We start from the raw sequence: 18,336 nt of genomic DNA, 5'->3' as shown, positions 1-18,336 counted from the left end.
GATTCTCCCGATCACATCCGGAACACGCCGAAGCGGCTCGGTTCGATAGGCGCGTTCAACGACGCGGACAAGGCCAGAGCCAATACATCGCGGGTCTGCGCCGGGTCGATGACGCCGTCGTCCCACAGCCGTGCGCTGGAATAGTAGGGGTGACCCTGTTCTTCGTACTGGTCGAGAATCGGCTGCTTGATCTCGGCTTCCTGCTCGGCGCTGAACGCCTGCCCGCTGCGTTCGGCCTGTTCGCGCTTGACCTGAACCAGCACGCCCGCTGCTTGTTCGGCGCCCATCACGCCAATCCGCGCGTTCGGCCACATCCACAGGAAGCGCGGATCGTAGGCGCGACCGCACATGCCATAGTTACCCGCGCCAAAGCTGCCGCCGATGATCACGGTAAATTTCGGCACCTTGGCGCACGCCACAGCGGTTACCAGTTTTGCGCCGTGCTTGGCGATACCGCCGGCCTCGTATTTCTGGCCGACCATGAAGCCGGTGATGTTTTGCAGAAACAGCAGCGGAATGCCGCGTTGGCACGCCAGTTCGATGAAGTGCGCGCCTTTCTGCGCAGCTTCGGCGAAGAGGATGCCGTTGTTGGCGAGGATGGCGATGGGGTAGCCGTGCAGATGGGCGAAACCGCACACCAGCGTAGTGCCGAACAGTGCTTTGAATTCATCGAACACCGAGCCATCGACCAGCCGCGCAATTACTTCGCGGACATCGAACGGTTGCTTGGCGTCGGCCGAGACCACGCCGTACAACTCGTCGCTGGCGTAGAGCGGGGCAATCGGCGCGCGTTGTTGCACTTCGCCGAGCTTGCGCCAGTTAAGGTTGGCGACACTGCGGCGGGCAAGGGCCAGGGCGTGTTCGTCGCTTTCGGCGTAATGGTCGGCCACCCCGGAAACTTTGCAATGCACATCAGCGCCGCCCAGATCCTCGGCGCTGACCACTTCCCCGGTCGCGGCTTTCACCAGCGGCGGGCCGGCGAGGAAAATCGTTGCCTGGTTGCGCACCATGATCGCTTCGTCGGCCATCGCCGGCACGTAAGCGCCGCCGGCGGTGCACGAGCCCATGACCACGGCGATCTGTGGAATGCCCATCGCGCTCATGTTGGCCTGGTTAAAGAAGATCCGCCCGAAGTGTTCGCGATCCGGGAACACTTCGTCCTGACGCGGCAGATTGGCACCGCCCGAATCCACCAGATAAATGCACGGCAAGCGGTTTTGCTGGGCGATGGTTTGCGCGCGCAGGTGTTTTTTTACGGTCAATGGATAGTACGAGCCGCCTTTCACCGTCGCATCGTTGGCGACGATCATGCATTCGACGCCTTCAACCCGGCCGATCCCGGCGATCACGCCTGCGGCCGGAACGTCTTCGCCATAGACCGCGTGGGCGGCCAACTGGCTGATTTCCAGAAACGGCGAGCCCGGATCGAGCAGGCGGTTGATGCGTTCACGCGGCAGCAGTTTGCCGCGCGAGGTGTGGCGTTCCTGGGCTCTCGCGCCGCCACCTTGCGCGATTTGCGCGAGCAGGGTGTGCAGGGCGTCGACCTGTTTGAGCATCGCCGCGCTGTTGGCGGCGAATTCCGCTGAACGAGGATTGAGCTGAGTGTGCAGAATCATGTGCTACTCCGTAGCAGCTTCAAGTTTCAAGCTACGAGCTGCAAGTTGAGGCGAGAGCGCATGTCTCTTGCCGCTTGACGCTCGCAGCTTGCCGCTGACGAAATTCATTTCGTTTCGTTGAACAGTTCACGACCGATCAACATGCGACGGATCTCACTGGTGCCGGCACCGATTTCGTACAGCTTGGCGTCACGCAGCAGACGACCGGCGGGGAATTCGTTGATGTAACCGTTACCGCCGAGAATCTGGATCGCGTCGAGGGCCATCTGCGTGGCACGTTCGGCGGTGTAAAGGATTACGCCGGCAGCGTCCTTGCGCGTGGTTTCACCGCGCTCGCAGGCCTGGGCCACCGCGTAGAGGTAGGCGCGGCTGGCGTTGAGTTGGGTGTACATGTCGGCGACTTTGCCCTGGATCAGCTGAAACTCGCCGATGCTCTGGCCGAACTGCTTGCGGTCGTGGATGTACGGGACGATCAGATCCATGCACGACTGCATGATCCCGGTCGGGCCGCCGGACAGCACGACGCGCTCGTAATCGAGGCCGCTCATCAGCACTTTCACGCCGCCGTTGAGCACGCCGAGGATGTTCTCTTCCGGCACTTCGACGTCATCGAAAAACAGCTCGCAAGTGTTGGAGCCGCGCATGCCGAGCTTGTCGAACTTGTTGCTGCGGCTGAAGCCTTTCCAGTCGCGCTCGACAATAAATGCAGTGATGCCGTGGGCGCCTTTTTCCAGATCGGTCTTGGCGTAGATCACGTAGGTATTGGCGTCGGGGCCGTTGGTGATCCAGGTTTTGCTGCCGTTGAGGACGTAGCGGTCGCCACGTTTGTCGGCGCGCAGTTTCATTGAAACCACGTCAGAACCGGCGTTCGGCTCGCTCATCGCCAGCGCGCCGACGTGCTCGCCGCTGATCAGCTTCGGCAGGTATTTGGTTTTCTGTTCGTGGTTGCCGTTGCGGTTGATCTGGTTGACGCAGAGATTGGAGTGCGCGCCGTAGGACAACGCCACCGAGGCCGAGCCGCGGCTGATTTCTTCCATCGCCACTACGTGCGCCAGATACCCAAGGCCAGCGCCACCGTACTCTTCCGGCACGGTGATACCGAGCAGGCCCATGTCACCGAATTTGCCCCACATGTCGGCGGGGAACAGGTTGTCGCTGTCGATTTGCGCCGCGCGTGGGGCGATCTCTTTAGCGACGAAGGACTGAACCTGATCGCGCAGCATGTCGATGGTTTCACCGAGGGCGAAGTTCAGGGATGGGTAGCTCATGGGTCACCTTTTGGCTTTTTTGTAGGGTGGGGAGGGCGTCGGTTCAGCTCTCACCTTGACGTTAACGTAAGCCTGCGATGAGTGGCTGTCAATCACACTTTACGTTAACGTCAACTTAGGCGAGAGTAGAGACAGTTCAAGATAGAAACCGGGCTGTCCCCGAGGGACTAATCCGGCAAACCCACTAATAAAGACAATAGGGGTCGTCATGGATCAACCCAGTGCAAATCCGCAGCGCAGTTACACCCGCGGATCCCAAGACAAAGCCTTGCTGGCGATGACCATCGGGCAGAAGTTCGACCAGACCGTCGCGCAATACCCGGACGGCGAGGCGTTGGTGGTGCGCCATCAGCAACTGCGCTACTCCTGGCGACAGCTCGCGGAAGCGGTGGATCTGCATGCCAGGGCTTTGCTGGTGTTGGGATTGCAGTCAGGTGATCGACTCGGCATCTGGGCGCCGAATTGCGCGCAGTGGTGCATCACCCAATTCGCCACCGCGAAGATCGGGGTGATCCTGGTCAACATCAACCCGGCCTACCGTAGCTCCGAACTTGAATATGTCCTCAAGCAGTCGGGCTGCAACTGGCTGGTCTGTGCCGGAGCATTCAAGACCTCCAACTATCACGGCATGTTGCAGGGACTGCTGCCGGAACTGGCGGAGCAATCCATCGGCCAATTGCAAAGCGAGCTATTGCCGGATCTGCGTGGCGTGATCAGCCTCGACGCACAACCGCCGTCGGGTTTCCTGCCGTGGTCGCAACTGGCCGATATGGCCGCGAGCATCGCCGCGCAACAACTGCATGAGCGCAGCGACAGCCTGCACTTCGATCAACCGGTCAACATCCAGTACACCTCCGGTACCACCGGTTTCCCCAAGGGCGCGACCCTCAGTCACTACAACATTCTCAATAACGGTTACATGGTCGGCGAAAGCATCGGCCTGACGCCGCGTGACCGACTGGTGATCCCGGTGCCGCTGTATCACTGCTTCGGCATGGTCATGGGCAATCTCGGTTGTATCACCCACGGCAGCACGATGATTTACCCCAATGATGCGTTCGATCCGTTGCTGACCCTGCAAACCGTCGCCGAAGAAAAAGCCACCGGGCTCTACGGCGTGCCAACCATGTTCATCGCCATGCTCGATCAGCCGCAGCGCGGCGAATTCGATCTGTCTAGCCTGCGCACCGGCATCATGGCTGGCGCCACCTGCCCGATCGAAGTCATGCGCCGGGTCATCAGCGAGATGCACATGAGTGAAGTGCAGATCGCCTACGGCATGACCGAAACCAGCCCCGTTTCGCTACAGACCGGGCCGAAGGATGAACTGGAACTGCGTGTAACCACGGTCGGCCGCACCCAACCGCAACTTGAAAGCAAGATCATCGACGAGGCCGGCAACCTGGTGCCGCGCGGCACCATCGGCGAACTTTGCACCCGTGGTTACAGTGTGATGCTCGGCTACTGGAGCAATCCGCAGGCCACCGCCGAGGCCATCGATGAGGCCGGCTGGATGCACACCGGCGATCTGGCGAGCATGAATGACGATGGCTACGTGAACATCGCCGGACGTAACAAGGACATGATCATTCGCGGTGGCGAGAATGTTTATCCGCGTGAGCTGGAGGAGTTCTTCTTCACCCATCCGGCCGTGGCGGACGTGCAGGTGATCGGCATTCCTTGTTCTCGGTACGGTGAGGAGATCGTTGCCTGGATCAAATTTCATCCCGGCCACAATGCTTCCGAACTGGAGCTGCAAACCTGGTGCAAGGAGCGCATCGCGCACTTCAAGACGCCGCGGCATTTCAAGTTTGTAGAAGAGTTTCCGATGACGGTGACCGGCAAGATCCAGAAGTTCAGGATGCGTGAGATCAGTATCGAGGAGCTGAAAACAGTGAGTTGAAGATCAAAAGATCGCAGCCTTCGGCAGCTCCTACACCAATCCCCTGTAGGAGCTGCCGAAGGCTGCGATCTTTTAAAAAACACAAATCACAGAAAGCACAAAGGGGAGCCGAGGCTCCCCTTTAATTTTGTCGTCGCGTGCTCTTTTTTATTATTGAGGGTCGGTCTGTTGTTGTTTTTGGCAACCGTGGCCCTTTACCGCTGTTTTTGGCGACCCCCATCCGGGGTCAAGAGCAAACGTATTTTTTTGAGCGCTGATCTGCTTTCTCGTTAAACGATCCAACCGATTCGGGAGCTACCTGAGGGTAGTGTTATTGTTCTCTGCCCGGTTGCGGGTCACTCCTGAGAGCACCCTGAAAAGCACACCTTCTCCAAAAAAATCTGTTAGCTGCGTCTCTGCCGTGTTGTTTTTGTTATGTCAGAGTCGTTACGTCTTATTTTTATTGGTTTGCCGCTTTTTATTCTTGTTATGCCATAGAGATAGCAGAACGCGTGCCAACTTTTAAAAAGCCTTATAAATCAACAGCTTGATCTTTTTCCAGGTTTTGTTGCCCGGCCAAAGCCAGACAATTTGTTTCCGTGTTACTCGCTTGCGCCCACATTCTGCACGCAGCGGTAACACCGTTGGCCTCACTGTGCGTTACGGGCCTTGGCCACGCGCGAGCCGCTTGGGCGACCGAGCACCGCGCTGATTTGCTGGCCCGCGGCAATCAAGGCGTCCAAGTCGATTCCGCTGTCGATCCCCAGACCGTTGAGCAGGTAAACCACGTCTTCGGTGGCGACGTTACCGCTTGCACCTTTGGCGTACGGACAGCCGCCGAGGCCGGCGATAGAGCTGTCGAACACCGCGATGCCTTCGAGCAGACTGGCGTAGATGTTGGCCATTGCCTGGCCATAGGTGTCGTGGAAGTGTCCGGCGAGCTTTTCTCTTGGCACCTGCGCCGAAACCACTTCAAACAGGCGACGAGTCGCGCCAGCGGTGCCGGTGCCGATGGTGTCGCCGAGCGACACTTCATAACAGCCCATCGCGTACAACTCGCGCGCAACCATGGCCACTTGCTCCGGCGCGACCGTGCCCTCGTAAGGGCAACCGAGCACACAGGAAACGTAACCGCGCACGGTAACGCCATGCTGTTTCGCCGCCTCCATGATCGGCGTAAACCGCGCCAGGCTTTCACTGATCGAACAGTTGATGTTGCGCTGCGAGAACGCTTCGGATGCAGCGGCGAACACCGCGACCTCCTTGACCCCAGCCGCGACCGCGTCTTCAAAACCACGCAGGTTCGGCGCCAGTGCGCCGTAGGTCACGCCGGGTTTGCGCTGGATCTGCGCGAACACCTCGGCGGACCCGGCCATCTGCGGCACCCATTTCGGTGAGACGAAACTGCCGACTTCTATATAGCCAAGGCCCGCGGCGCTCAAGGCGTCGACCAGTTGCACCTTGTCAGCCACGCTGATGGGCTGGGCTTCGTTCTGCAGGCCATCGCGCGGGCCGACTTCGATCAGGCGTACTTTGGAGGGGAGGGACATGGCGTTGACCTGCTTACATTTTGAGTTCGTGGAGAACCCTGTGGGAGCGGGCTTGCCCGCGATGGCGTCGGGTCAGTCAACATTAATGCTGGATGTTCCGGCCTAATCGCGGGCAAGCCCGCTCCCACAGGAAATGAGTGATGGCTGATTATTGCGTGACTTGCTGGCTCTTGAGCGTCTGCTCCAGCGCCTGCACGCAGCGTTCTTCGGCGGTATCGAGTTCCAGCTTCATCTGTTCGATATCCAGCAACTGCTGCTCCAGCTGTTCCCGGCGCTCGCTGATTTTCGCCAGCATGCTGTTGAGTTGTTTGGTGTTACCGCTGGACGGGTCGTAGAGTTCGATCAGTTCGCGGCATTCGGCCAGCGAGAAACCGATGCGCTTGCCGCGCAGGATCAGCTTCAGGCTGACTTTGTCGCGGGGCGAATAGATGCGTTCCTGGCCGCGACGCTCGGGGCTGAGCAGGCCTTGTTCTTCATAAAAGCGAATCGCCCGGGTGGTGATGTCCAGCTCGCGGGCGAGGTCGGAAATGCTGTAGGTCTGGCTGCTCATGAAAGCGCTCGATAAAAGGTCTTGGCGCTAAGCTAATGGCAGGTTGACGTTTACGTCAAGGACGAAAAGATCTCAGCCACCGCCATCTTCTACAGGGGAGAAATTTACAAATGTAGGAGCTGCCGAAGGCTGCGATCTTTTGATCTTTCCTCAAACCACCTGCTTATCCAGCTTCTTCTCATGCGCCGTCACCTGCTGACACAACTCGATCATCTGCTCGCGCATCCAGCGATTCGCCGGGTCCTGATCGGTGCTCTCATGCCAATACAGATGCGTCTCCACCGGCGGCACATCATTGACCGGCAGATTAAACGCATGCAATTCATGGCGACGGGCGAAACGCTCCGGCACGGTCATGACCATGTCGGTCTGCTGCATCACCTGGGACGCCATCAAATAATGCTGCGAACGCAATGCGATCTTGCGCTGAATGCCCATTTTGCCCAAGGCCAGGTCCACATAGCCGAGGCCGCTGCGGCGGCTGGAAATATGAATGTGCGTCAGCGACAGATAGTCATCGAGGGAGAATTTTTCCTTGCCCGCCATCGGGTGGCCCTTACGCATTGCGCAAACATAACGGTCTTCCATCAGCTTGACGTGACGCACCTGCGGGTCGGTGTTGAGCGGCGCATCAACGGCAAAATCCAGACGTCCGGCCGCCAGTTCCTTGGTGGTCTCGCGACGTTTGGACAGGAAACTTTCAATGATTACCGTCGGCGCCAAACGGCGCAAACGCTGGAACAGCGGCGGCAAAATCACTGCCTCGGTGAGGTCGGTCATGCTGATGCGGTAAGTCTTGGCCGCTTGCGCCGGGTTGAAAATTCGACTTTCCTGAACCGATACGCGCAATAGCGACAGCGCGTTGCGCACCGGGCCGATGATGTTCTGTGCCATCGGCGTCGGCACCATGCCCTGAGCCGTGCGTACGAAGAGCGGGTCGTTAAACGTCTCGCGCAACCGCGCCAACGCGTTGGACACCGCTGGCTGAGTGATGCCGACAATCTGCCCGGCACGGGTCAGGTTGGCTTCGGTGTAGATCGCGTCGAAGACGATGAAAAGGTTGAGGTCGACCTTGCTCAGATTCATAACGCGGCTTCTCTTGTTTTTAAGGGCAGGTGTTTGAGGGGCTGACAATCAGCCGATCATATATCGGTGATGAATGTTAATACACGCCGAGAATAGGCTAGGTAAATTATCAACGCTGTTCTAGCATCGATTGCATGACTTAAACAACCTCTGCCCAACAAGGTAATTGCTCATGGATTTCGCTTATTCGCCCAAGGTGCAAGAACTGCGTGAGCGCGTAACCGCGTTCATGGACACTTACGTTTACCCGGCCGAAGCCGTGTTCGAACGCCAGGTTGCCGAAGGCGATCGCTGGCAGCCGACGGCGATCATGGAGGAGCTCAAAGCCAAGGCCAAGGCGCAGGGGTTGTGGAATCTGTTTCTGCCGGAATCGGAACTGGGTGCCGGCCTCACCAACCTCGAATACGCACCCCTGGCAGAAATCATGGGTCGCTCTTTGTTGGGGCCAGAGCCGTTTAACTGCTCAGCGCCAGACACCGGCAACATGGAAGTACTGGTGCGTTACGCCAACGAAGAGCAGAAACAGCGCTGGCTCGAACCGCTGCTGCGCGGCGAGATTCGCTCGGCGTTTGCCATGACCGAGCCGGACGTCGCTTCGTCCGACGCCACCAACATGGCCGCCCGCGCCGTGCGTGATGGCGACGAGTGGGTGATCAACGGCAAGAAGTGGTGGACCTCCGGCGCTTGCGATCCACGCTGCAAAATTCTTATCTTCATGGGCCTGAGCGATCCCGATGCGCCGCGCCACGCGCAGCACTCGATGATCCTCGTGCCGGTCGACACCCCCGGCGTGAAAATCGTCCGTCCGCTGCCGGTATTCGGTTATGACGACGCGCCCCATGGTCACGCTGAAGTGCTGTTCGACAACGTACGCGTGCCGTACGAAAACGTCCTGTTGGGTGAAGGACGCGGCTTCGAAATCGCTCAGGGTCGCCTTGGCCCAGGCCGAATTCACCACTGCATGCGTTCGGTCGGCATGGCGGAACGTGCGCTGGAATTGATGTGCAAACGTTCGGTGAGCCGCACTGCATTCGGCAAACCATTGGCGCGTCTGGGCGGTAACGTCGACAAGATCGCCGACTCACGGATGGAAATCGACATGGCGCGCCTGCTGACGTTGAAAGCGGCCTACATGATGGACACTGTCGGGAATAAAGTGGCGAAGAGCGAGATCGCACAGATCAAGGTTGTCGCACCGAACGTGGCACTTCGCGTGATTGATCGGGCGATCCAGATGCATGGCGGGGCAGGGGTGTCTAACGATTTCCCGTTGGCCTACATGTACGCCATGCAACGCACCCTGCGCCTGGCTGACGGCCCCGACGAAGTGCACCGCGCGGCGATCGGCAAGTTCGAAATCGGCAAATATGTGCCGAAGGAAATGCTGCGTAGCGAGCGCTAAAAGCTAAAAGATCGCAGCCTTCGGCAGCTCCTACAGGGGAACACATTCCAATGTAGGAGCTGCCGAAGGCTGCGATCTTTTGATCTTATTCAGGCACTGCATCGGAACGATCAGTTGAAACTCAATAAACCCAAACCTCAACCCGCCGATTCTTGATCCTGCCTTCATCCGCGCTATTGGCCGCCACCGGCATCTGCGCGCCAAACCCGCGCACCTCGCGCAGCACCACGCCGTTTTTCACCAGTTCACGTCGCACGGCCATCGCCCGCAGTCTGGACAGCAAGTCCGCCCGCGCCGGGTCGTCCTTGAGGTCACCAAACCCTACTAGCGTTACCGCGCGATCGGTTTTGTCGTGGCGCTTTATATAGTCGAACACCCGAGCCAGATCCTGCCGAGCCTTGTTGTCTAGGCTGGCGCTGCCTTCCTCGAAACGAAAATTGACTGTCAGGCGTTGGGCGTGACGGCTGAGGGATTGATAGCCCTCGGGCATCAGCGCATTCGGTGCGACGGTCATCGCATGCACGGTCTGACTGATAAAACCGTTGGAAGCAACAATTGCCTGGCCCTGACGACTTTGCGCAAACGCCACCAATGCCTTGGCCCACGGGTTTTGACTGTCTGGCGGCAGATAGAAGAACAATCGTCGCGACAGCGGATAGTCCTCGGTGGCGATCAAACTGTTGAGTGGCAGCATCGATTGCGACGCGCCATCGGCTATCGCCACCGCTTTGGCCTGCCGCACGTACGGCAAACCGATGAAGCCGATACCCTGCGGATCGCTGCTGACGGCGTCGGATAACTGCTCGCTGGATTCAAACCTTTTCGCCGCGTTACTCAGATTTTTCCCACGACGACTCAGGACCAGTTCCTTAAACGTGTCGTACGTACCGGACTGATCATCCCGCGCATATAAATGAATGGCGCCACCACGCCCGCCAAGGTCTTCCCAGGTTTTTAGCTCGCCACTGAAGATCCGCGCCAGTTGTTCGGTATCCAGTTGCTGCAATGGATTATCGGGATGAAGGATGATCGCCAGACCATCGATGGCAATGACTTGCTCAGCGCTGGGGCTTTTCAGATCACCGAGTGATTGCAGTGTCTGTAACTCACCATCCTTGATCTCGCGGGAAGAAGCGGCCAGATCGGCGCTGGCGTTTTTCAACGCGATAAATCCGGTACTCGAACCGTGGGCGGCAACTTCCACGACAACGCGTTGACCTTGCGCAGTCTGGCCGACGATACGCAGTTCATTGGCAGCGTCCGGGATTTCGCGGTGAATCTTCAGCAGACCTTGTTCTTGCAGCAAGCCTTCAACCAGTGCCGGGCCGAGTTCGGCGCCGATGGTATTGGAACCCTGAATGCGCAGTGCGGGGCCGTTTTGCGCAATGGGCAAGGCTGCGGCAGAGACCTTCAGCCATGCGCCCAACAGAAACACGAATAAAACACGCAGGTTCATGCCGGCACCAATTGAAGCCAAGGGGATTGCCGGGGAGATTAAGTCAGGCGCATGACCAAAACATTACACAGGAAAAGATCGCAGCCTGCGGCAGTTCCTACAGAAAAACACCATTCCCTGTAGGAGCTGCCGCAGGCTGCGATCTTTTGATCTTGAAGAGGATCAGCTCAGTTCAAGCCAGATCGGCGCATGGTCAGAAGGCTTTTCCATGCCGCGCAATTCATAGTCGACACCCGCCGCTTTCACCCGTGGCAGCAAACCGTGGGATGCCAGGATCACGTCGATGCGCAACCCGCGTTTCGGTTCATCTTCAAAGCCACGGCTGCGGTAGTCGAACCAGCTGAACATGTCGGTCACGTCCGGGTTCAGGTGGCGGTAGCTGTCGGTCAGGCCCCAGTTTTTCAGGCGGGCCATCCACTCGCGCTCTTCCGGCAGGAAGCTGCATTTGCCGGTTTTCAGCCAGCGCTTCATGTTGTCCGGGCCGATGCCGATGTCGCAGTCTTCCGGGGAAATATTCACATCGCCCATCACCACCACCGGCTGCTCGTTGTTGAACTGGCTTTCCAGCAGGGTTTGCAGATCGCTGTAGAAACGCTGCTTGGCGGGGAATTTGGTTGGATGGTCGCGGCTCTCACCCTGTGGGAAATAGCCGTTCATGATCGTCACCGGCACGCCATTGGCGTCAGCGAAAGTGCCCCAGATGAAGCGGCGCTGGGCGTCTTCTTCGTCAGTCGCGAAACCTTTGTGGATAGCAATCGGCTCCTGACGCGAGAGCATTGCCACGCCGTAATGGCCTTTCTGGCCGTGGAAATACACGTGGTAGCCAAGGGCGCGTACTTCTTCCAGCGGGAACTGGTCGTCGTGGACCTTGGTTTCCTGCAGGCCGATCACGTCCGGCTGGTGTTTTTCGATCAGCGCTGCCAGCTGATGCGGACGGGCGCGCAGTCCGTTGATGTTGAAGGAAACAATCTTCATGGTCGGCAGTCCTGGCAAAAGGGCGATGCTAGCTGACATGTGGGATGGGGGCCAGTGTTGGGGTAGGCAGATTCGGTTTGGTCTATGGGATTCGTGCTGTCTGCAATGGCGCCATCGCTGGCAAGCCAGCTCCCACAGGGATCTCCAGCGAACACAAATTTTGTGAACACCCGAGAAACCTGTGGGAGCTGGCTTGCCAGCGATGGCGTCCGTTCAGTCGATGAAGATCCCGCTTTGGTCTATACCTGTGGGGAACCGCGCCACCCGCAAAAGGTTCGTACCAACAAGAGCCCCGCCATTCAAGCGGTGCCAGGGGAGAATCACTGTCATGCCTGAAACCCAGACCGCCATCGCCGACATTCATATGCTCGACCGCGGTTATTCCCGCGAAGCCCGATCGCTGCTGTATCAGGCCTATCGCCACGAGCCGACCTTCGGTTACCTGTTCGAAGCCGAGCGTCCCGGATACGAGCAGCGCGTGCGGGCGACGGTGCGCGAGCTGGTCAAACAACATTTTCTGCAGGACTTGCCCGCGATCGGCCTGCTGGTCAACGACCGACTGATCGGCATCGCCCTGATTGCGCCACCGCAGCGCCGCCTGGGCATCACCGAAAGTTGGGCATGGCGCCTGCGCATGGTGCTCAGCACCGGTTTTCGCTGCACCCGGCGCTATCTGGAATACCACGATGCCGTCGCCGCGTGCGTGCCGAGTGATTCGGTACACATGTTGCCGCTGCTCGGTATTCATCCGCAGTTTCAGGGTAAGCACTTCGGCGAGCAACTGCTGACGGCCGTACACAACTGGTGCGCGGTGGACGAAACGTCCCAAGGCGTGGTGCTCGACACTGGCAATCCACGCTATCTGGAATTTTACAAACGACAGGGTTACGAGGAGATCGGCGAAGTTGCCGTCGGCCCGGTGCGCGAGCATGTGTTTTTCCATGCCAATCCGCAGGTGTTACAAACTGCGACCGCATAACGATCGAACTTTTCGAGACAAGTCCGGTTCTATCACGCTCCCAAGCTCGTGATAGCATCCGCGCCTATGAAGTTTCCAGGAAGATTTACCAGTGGCGTGCTCATGCTGTTATCCAGCTGCGCGGCGCTGGCGCAAAGTGAATTGGATGTGCGGATCAAACCGTCCAACGATGAACTCAAGGCCAATATAGAAGGCTATATCGGCAGCCTCGGTGACCGCGACGAAGAAGCCTTGCTGCGCTTCAGTCGTGGTGCCGAGGAGCAGGCGCGCAAAGCCGCGCAGGCTTTGGGCTACTACCAGCCGCAGATCGACAGCGATGTGAAGGGCGGCGACAAGCCGCGCCTGGTGCTGAACATCGATCCCGGCGAGCCGATCCGGCTGCGCAACGTGACCATTCGCGTCGACGGTCCAGCGGCCTCGTTCAAATCCTTTCGCGTACCGAAAGCCGATGTGCTCAAGCCCGGCGCGGTGCTCAACCATGGTCGCTACGAAGACGCCAAGCGGCTGATCCAGAATCAGGCCTCGCGCTTCGGCTATTTCAGTGGCCATTTCACCAGTCAAAAACTCTTGGTCGACCCGCGCGCAGGCGTCGCCGATGTCGAACTGATCTACGAAAGCGGCCCGCGTTATGCGCTGGGCAAAGTCAGTTTCGAAGGCGATACGCCGTTCGACGAAGACTTGCTGCAACGCATGGTGCCATTCAAACCGGGCGAGCCTTACGACTCCGAACTGATCGCCGAACTCAATCGCGATCTGCAATCGAGCGGCTATTTCGAAGGCGTGCGGGTGGATGCCGCACCGACCGCCGCGAAAAACGACGTGATCCCGGTGGCCGTCAAACTCGACACGCGCAAGCCGCGCACCATGGGCTTGGGTCTCGGCTATTCGACCGACGTCGGCCCACGGATCAAAGCCAACTGGACGCGCCACTGGGTCAATCCGCAGGGCGACAGCTATGGCTGGGAAGCCGAACTCTCGGCGCCGCGGCAGAACGTCGGGCTGTTCTACGACATCCCGCTCGACCCGCCGCTGACCGACAAATTGCGTTGGGCCGGCGGTTATCAATTCGAAGACATCGAAGGTTCCGACACGCTCAGCAAACTGCTGACCTTCGGCCCGGAATGGCACAGCAAGTTGCCCAGCGGCTGGCAACGGGTGATCTCGCTGAAATGGCAGCGCGAGGAATACGAGCTTGGCGATGACTCGGGCTTGAGTACCTTGCTGATGCCCGGCATCAGTTACTCGTACCTGAAAAGTGACAACCGCATCGATCCGCACAACGGTTATCGCCTGACCTTTGAAAGCAAAGTCGCGAAAGAGGGCGTCGGCTCCGACACCAACCTTTTATATGGCACCGCGCTGGTCAAGGGCTTGACCACGGTGTTCGACAAACACCGTTTGCTCGGTCGCGTGCAGGTCGGCGGTAGCGCCACCAACGGTTACAAATCAGTCCCGCCATCGTTGCGCTTCTTTGCCGGTGGCGATCAGAGCGTGCGCGGTTACGACTACCAGAGCCTGTCCCCGGAAAACTCCGATGGCGACCGCATCGGCGGCCGCTACATGATTGCCGGCAGCGTTGAATATCAATACTCCGTCGCCGAGAAATGGCGGGTCGCGACCTTCGTCGATCAGGGTAACTCCTTCAACAAACTCGAACTGCCGGACCTCAAGACCGGGGTCGGTATCGGTGTGCGCTGGGTTTCGCCGGTGGGGCCGATCCGCCTCGACCTGGCCCACGCGCTGGACGACGATGGCGGCATCCGGCTGCACTTTTCCATGGGGCCTGAGCTGTGAAGCGTGGTTTGAAAATTACCGCACTGACGTTGTTGGCGTTGGTGTTCTTGATTGTATTGAGTGTGGCCGTCGTGCTCGGAACCAACACCGGCAGCCGCTGGGCGCTGGGTCTGGTGCCGGGCTTGAGCACGGAGAATTTCCAGGGGCGCCTCGGCGGGCAATGGAGCGCCGATCATCTTGTCTGGCAGCAAGACAGCAGCCGGGTTGAACTGGACAAGGCCATCTTCGCCTGGTCGCCGCTGTGCCTGACGCGCATGACGCTGTGCATCGATCAACTCAAAGCTGATCGGGTTGTTTTGCAATTTCCGCCGAGTGAAGAAACCACCGAAAGCGGCCCGATCAAATTGCCGGATCTGCAGTTGCCGCTGGGTCTCGAACTGGGCGATGTGCAGGTCGGCAGTTTGCTGTTTAACGGCAGCGAGCAACTCAAAGGCCTGCAACTGGCGGCCCACTGGACCGCCAAAGGCTTGCAGATCGACAGCGTGAAATTGCAACGCGATGAGCTGAGCCTGAACCTGTCCGGATTGCTCCAGCCCACCGGTAACTGGCCGCTGAACATTGCAGGGGATCTGACCCTGCCGTCTCCGGGCACCGATCCCTGGACGCTGGCGTTGAAAGTCGACGGCGATCTGTTGAAGACCCTCAATCTGCACGCCGACAGTCGTGGCTACCTTGATGGCCAGTTGAGCGGCGAACTGCAACCGCTGGTGGAAAACCTGCCGGCCAAGGTGCGTATCACGTCCGAGGCGTTCAAACCGAGCGCTGATCTGCCGGATACCCTGCAACTCAATCAACTCGTGCTGACCGGTGAAGGCGACCTGAAAAACGGTTACCAGCTAAACGGCAACGCCACGCTGCCCGCCGATAAAGGCCCGGTGGCGTTGTTGCTCAAAGGCAAGGTCGACGCCAGCGGCGCGCAAATCGCCGGCCTCGACCTGAGCGCCAACGACAAGCAAAGCCTCAAACTCACCGGCAGTGTTGACTGGAGCAAGGGTCTGACCGCTCAAGCCAACATCAATTGGCAGGACTTCCCGTGGCATCGGCTCTACAACGAAATCGACGAGCCACAGGTCGCTTTGCGTACCTTCAACGGCGAAGTGTCTTACACCGACGGTCAGTACATTGGTAACTTCGCCGCCGCGCTGGATGGCCCGGCGGGCGCATTCAGCCTGAGCAGTCCGTTTAGCGGCAGCCTTAAACAGATCGCTTTGCCGCAACTGAAAATGGAAGCCGGGCAGGGCAAGGCCGAAGGGCACGTGAACGTGCAGTTTGCTGACGGCATTGCCTGGGACGCGGCGCTGGATCTGTCGGCGCTCAATCCGGCGTACTGGGTGGCGGAGCTGCCGGGCACCCTGGCCGGCCCACTGAAAAGCAAAGGCGAGATGAAGAATGAGCGCCTGAGCCTGACGGCCGATCTCGACCTCAAAGGCAAACTGCGCGGCCAACCGGCGATCCTCCAGGCCAAGGCTGACGGCGCTGGCGAACTATGGAATCTGAATGCCCTGCAAATCCGCCTCGGCGATAACAGCATCAGCGGCAAGGGCAGCCTGCAACAGAAACTCACCGGGCAGATCGACATCAAGTTGGCCCGTCTGGCCCAGCTCTGGCCAGAACTGCGCGGGCAGATCAACGGCCAGGTCAACGTCGCCGGCACGCTGAAAGCACCGCAAGGCAAGCTCGATCTGCAAGGGTCGCAACTGGCCTTTCAGGATAATCGCCTGCAAAGCCTCAATCTCGACGCCACCCTCGACAGCGCACAGCGAGCGAAAATCGATCTGAAAGGCAGCGGCATTCAGGCCGGCGATACCTCGTTGGGCACACTGACCGCCAGCGCCCAAGGCGACATCAAGAGCCAGAAGCTCAACCTCTACTTGCTCGGGCCGAAACTGAAACTGGCGCTTGGCCTGGACGGCAATCTGGACAAGGGCAATTGGCGCGGGCGCCTGGCCAGCGGCGATATTCAGGCCGGCGGCCATGATTGGAAACTGCAAAACCCGGCCAGACTCGAGCGTCTGGCTGACGGCAAAATCAACTTCGGCGCCCATTGCTGGGTGTCCGGCAGCGCCAGCTTCTGCGGTGAAGATCAACGGCTGATGCCCGAGCCGAAACTGCGATACCACCTCAAGCAATTCCCGATTGAAAGCCTCGCGCAGTGGTTGCCCAAAGACTTCGCCTGGCAGGGCAAGCTCAATGCCGATCTGCAACTGGACTTGCCGGCGAGCGGCCCCAATGGCGTGGTCAGCATCGACGCCAGCGGCGGCACCTTGCGTATGCGTGAGAAGGATCAGTGGCTCGACTTTCCGTACCAGACGCTGAAACTCACCAGCAAGCTGACCCCGAAACGCATCGACACCGACCTCAACTTCGTCGGTGGCAAACTCGGCGAACTGATGGTGCAGGCGCAGCTCAATCCGCTGCCGAAAAACAAACCGCTGAGCGGCTCGTTCCGCCTGACCGGGCTGGATCTGTCCGTGGCGCGGCCGTTTGTGCCTATGGTCGAGAAACTCACCGGGCACCTCAACGGCAGCGGCACGATCTCCGGTGGTCTGCTCGCGCCGCTGGTCAACGGCACCGTGCAACTCAGCGATGGCGAAGTGTCCGGCGCCGAGTTGCCGATGGAGCTGCAGGATCTGCAACTCAAAGCAATGATTGCCGGTGAGTCGGTGCGTCTGGACGGCGGCTGGAAAAGCGGCAAGCGCGGGCAGGGCAATCTGAACGGCAACATCACCTGGGGCCAGGCGCTGGTGGTTGACCTAGCGCTTAAAGGCACGCAATTGCCGGTCAGCGTCGAGCCCTATGCCAAGCTTGAAGTGGCGCCGGACCTGAAGATTTCCATGGCCGGCGATGAGCTGAAAATTGCCGGCAAAGTGCTGGTGCCCAAAGGCGAAATCACCGTGCGTGAATTGCCGCCATCGACGGTGAAGGTCTCCGATGACACGATCATCGTCGGCGCGCAGACCGAACAGGGCAAACCCCCAATCGCCATGAAAATGGACATCGACGTGGTGGTCGGGCAAGACAAGTTGAGCTTCGCCGGTTTTGGCCTGACCGCCAATCTGCAAGGTCAGGTTCACATCGGTGACAACATGGACACGCGTGGCGAACTCTGGCTCAACGACGGGCGTTACCGCGCCTACGGTCAGCGTCTGACGGTGCGGCGTGCGCGTCTGCTGTTCGCCGGTCCCATCGATCAGCCGTATCTGGATATCGAAGCGATTCGCCAGACTGACGACGTGATCGCCGGTATTCGCCTGAGCGGCAGCGCGGAACAACCGACCACGCAGATCTTCTCCGAGCCGGCGATGAGCCAGGAACAGGCGCTGTCTTACCTCGTCCTCGGCCGTCCGTTGAGCACCAACGGTGAAGACAACAACATGCTCGCGCAAGCGGCGTTGGGCCTGGGCTTGATGGGCAGTGCCGGGGTCACCAGCGGCCTGGCCAAGGATCTGGGCATTCAGGATTTCCAGCTCGACACACAGGGCAGCGGCGACGCCACCAGCGTGGTGGCCAGCGGCAATATCTCCGAGAAGCTCAGTTTGCGTTACGGCGTTGGCGTGTTTGAACCGGCCAGCACCATTGCCTTGCGCTACAAGCTGAGCAAGAAGGTTTACGTCGAAGTCGCCAGCGGCGTGGCCAGTTCGCTGGATATCTTCTACAAGCGCGATTTCTAGGTCGCGTTGACGATGACCGGATCGCCGCGCGCGCTCCGGTTATCGGCGGATGTATTAGACTCAGCGGACTTGCAAGCCGCGCGGGCCGTTGCCTGACGCCTCATAGG

Annotated in this window: 12 protein-coding genes; 5 read left to right on the top strand and 7 right to left on the bottom strand. The window is 59.3% G+C overall.

Annotated elements, in window-relative coordinates:
- Window positions 1-11: 11 nt before the first annotated feature.
- Window positions 12-1,616 carry a carboxyl transferase domain-containing protein gene (locus tag ICA15_RS09380; RefSeq protein ID WP_210553087.1) on the bottom strand — a complete coding sequence of 535 codons (1,605 nt, stop codon included), beginning with the start codon at window positions 1,614-1,616 and terminating at the stop codon, window positions 12-14.
- Between the two features lie 104 nt (window positions 1,617-1,720).
- Entirely contained in the window at window positions 1,721-2,884 is a 1,164-nt protein-coding gene (locus tag ICA15_RS09375; protein WP_042559915.1) for an isovaleryl-CoA dehydrogenase, read from the bottom strand.
- Window positions 2,885-3,092: 208 nt separating this feature from the next.
- Between ICA15_RS09375 and ICA15_RS09370 the strand changes: the two genes are divergently transcribed.
- Window positions 3,093-4,787: an AMP-binding protein gene (locus tag ICA15_RS09370; RefSeq protein WP_210553086.1), complete on the top strand. Its 1,695-nt coding sequence runs from the start codon at window positions 3,093-3,095 to the stop codon at window positions 4,785-4,787.
- 629 nt (window positions 4,788-5,416) lie between these two features.
- Here ICA15_RS09370 and ICA15_RS09365 read toward each other — a convergent pair.
- The 3 genes from ICA15_RS09365 to ICA15_RS09355 all read right to left on the bottom strand — a co-directional run bounded on the left by ICA15_RS09365 (window position 5,417) and on the right by ICA15_RS09355 (window position 7,952).
- Complete coding sequence (locus tag ICA15_RS09365) at window positions 5,417-6,316, bottom strand: hydroxymethylglutaryl-CoA lyase (RefSeq protein ID WP_210553085.1); 900 nt, start codon at window positions 6,314-6,316, stop codon at window positions 5,417-5,419.
- A 148-nt stretch (window positions 6,317-6,464) separates the two neighbouring features.
- Entirely contained in the window at window positions 6,465-6,866 is a 402-nt protein-coding gene (locus ICA15_RS09360; protein ID WP_150592331.1) for a MerR family transcriptional regulator, read from the bottom strand.
- A 150-nt stretch (window positions 6,867-7,016) separates the two neighbouring features.
- Window positions 7,017-7,952 (bottom strand): LysR family transcriptional regulator, encoded by a 936-nt coding sequence (locus tag ICA15_RS09355; RefSeq protein ID WP_150618354.1) that lies wholly within the window; start codon window positions 7,950-7,952, stop codon window positions 7,017-7,019.
- 172 nt (window positions 7,953-8,124) lie between these two features.
- Here ICA15_RS09355 and ICA15_RS09350 point away from each other — a divergent pair, with 172 nt between their 5' ends.
- Window positions 8,125-9,354 (top strand): acyl-CoA dehydrogenase, encoded by a 1,230-nt coding sequence (locus tag ICA15_RS09350; protein WP_150618355.1) that lies wholly within the window; start codon window positions 8,125-8,127, stop codon window positions 9,352-9,354.
- A gap of 121 nt (window positions 9,355-9,475) precedes the next feature.
- Here ICA15_RS09350 and ICA15_RS09345 read toward each other — a convergent pair whose 3' ends face one another.
- The gene (locus ICA15_RS09345; protein ID WP_210553084.1) at window positions 9,476-10,810 is read right to left on the bottom strand and encodes a substrate-binding domain-containing protein; all 1,335 of its coding nucleotides are present in this window, start codon (window positions 10,808-10,810) and stop codon (window positions 9,476-9,478) included.
- A 162-nt stretch (window positions 10,811-10,972) separates the two neighbouring features.
- The gene (gene xthA, locus ICA15_RS09340; RefSeq protein ID WP_150605358.1) at window positions 10,973-11,785 is read right to left on the bottom strand and encodes an exodeoxyribonuclease III; all 813 of its coding nucleotides are present in this window, start codon (window positions 11,783-11,785) and stop codon (window positions 10,973-10,975) included.
- A gap of 328 nt (window positions 11,786-12,113) precedes the next feature.
- On the opposite strand from xthA, the gene ICA15_RS09335 reads away from it, so the two are divergent.
- The 3 genes from ICA15_RS09335 (at window position 12,114) to ICA15_RS09325 (ending at window position 18,229) form a co-directional block, all read left to right on the top strand.
- On the top strand, window positions 12,114-12,764 hold the full coding sequence (locus ICA15_RS09335; protein ID WP_007912451.1) for a GNAT family N-acetyltransferase: 651 nt from the start codon (window positions 12,114-12,116) through the stop codon (window positions 12,762-12,764).
- Window positions 12,765-12,830: 66 nt separating this feature from the next.
- Window positions 12,831-14,558 (top strand): autotransporter assembly complex protein TamA, encoded by a 1,728-nt coding sequence (locus ICA15_RS09330; protein WP_150605359.1) that lies wholly within the window; start codon window positions 12,831-12,833, stop codon window positions 14,556-14,558.
- Complete coding sequence (locus tag ICA15_RS09325; RefSeq protein ID WP_210553083.1) at window positions 14,555-18,229, top strand: translocation/assembly module TamB domain-containing protein; 3,675 nt, start codon at window positions 14,555-14,557, stop codon at window positions 18,227-18,229. Before ICA15_RS09330 ends, ICA15_RS09325 begins: the two co-directional genes overlap by 4 nt.
- Window positions 18,230-18,336 lie beyond the last annotated feature (107 nt).

Origin of the sequence: Pseudomonas sp. P116 (genome assembly GCF_020149425.1) — a bacterium.
In the GTDB taxonomy this organism is placed as follows: domain Bacteria; phylum Pseudomonadota; class Gammaproteobacteria; order Pseudomonadales; family Pseudomonadaceae; genus Aquipseudomonas; species Aquipseudomonas anatoliensis.
The sequence above is the reverse complement of the archived record's forward strand: the minus strand, read 5'-3'. Positions and strand labels throughout refer to the sequence as shown.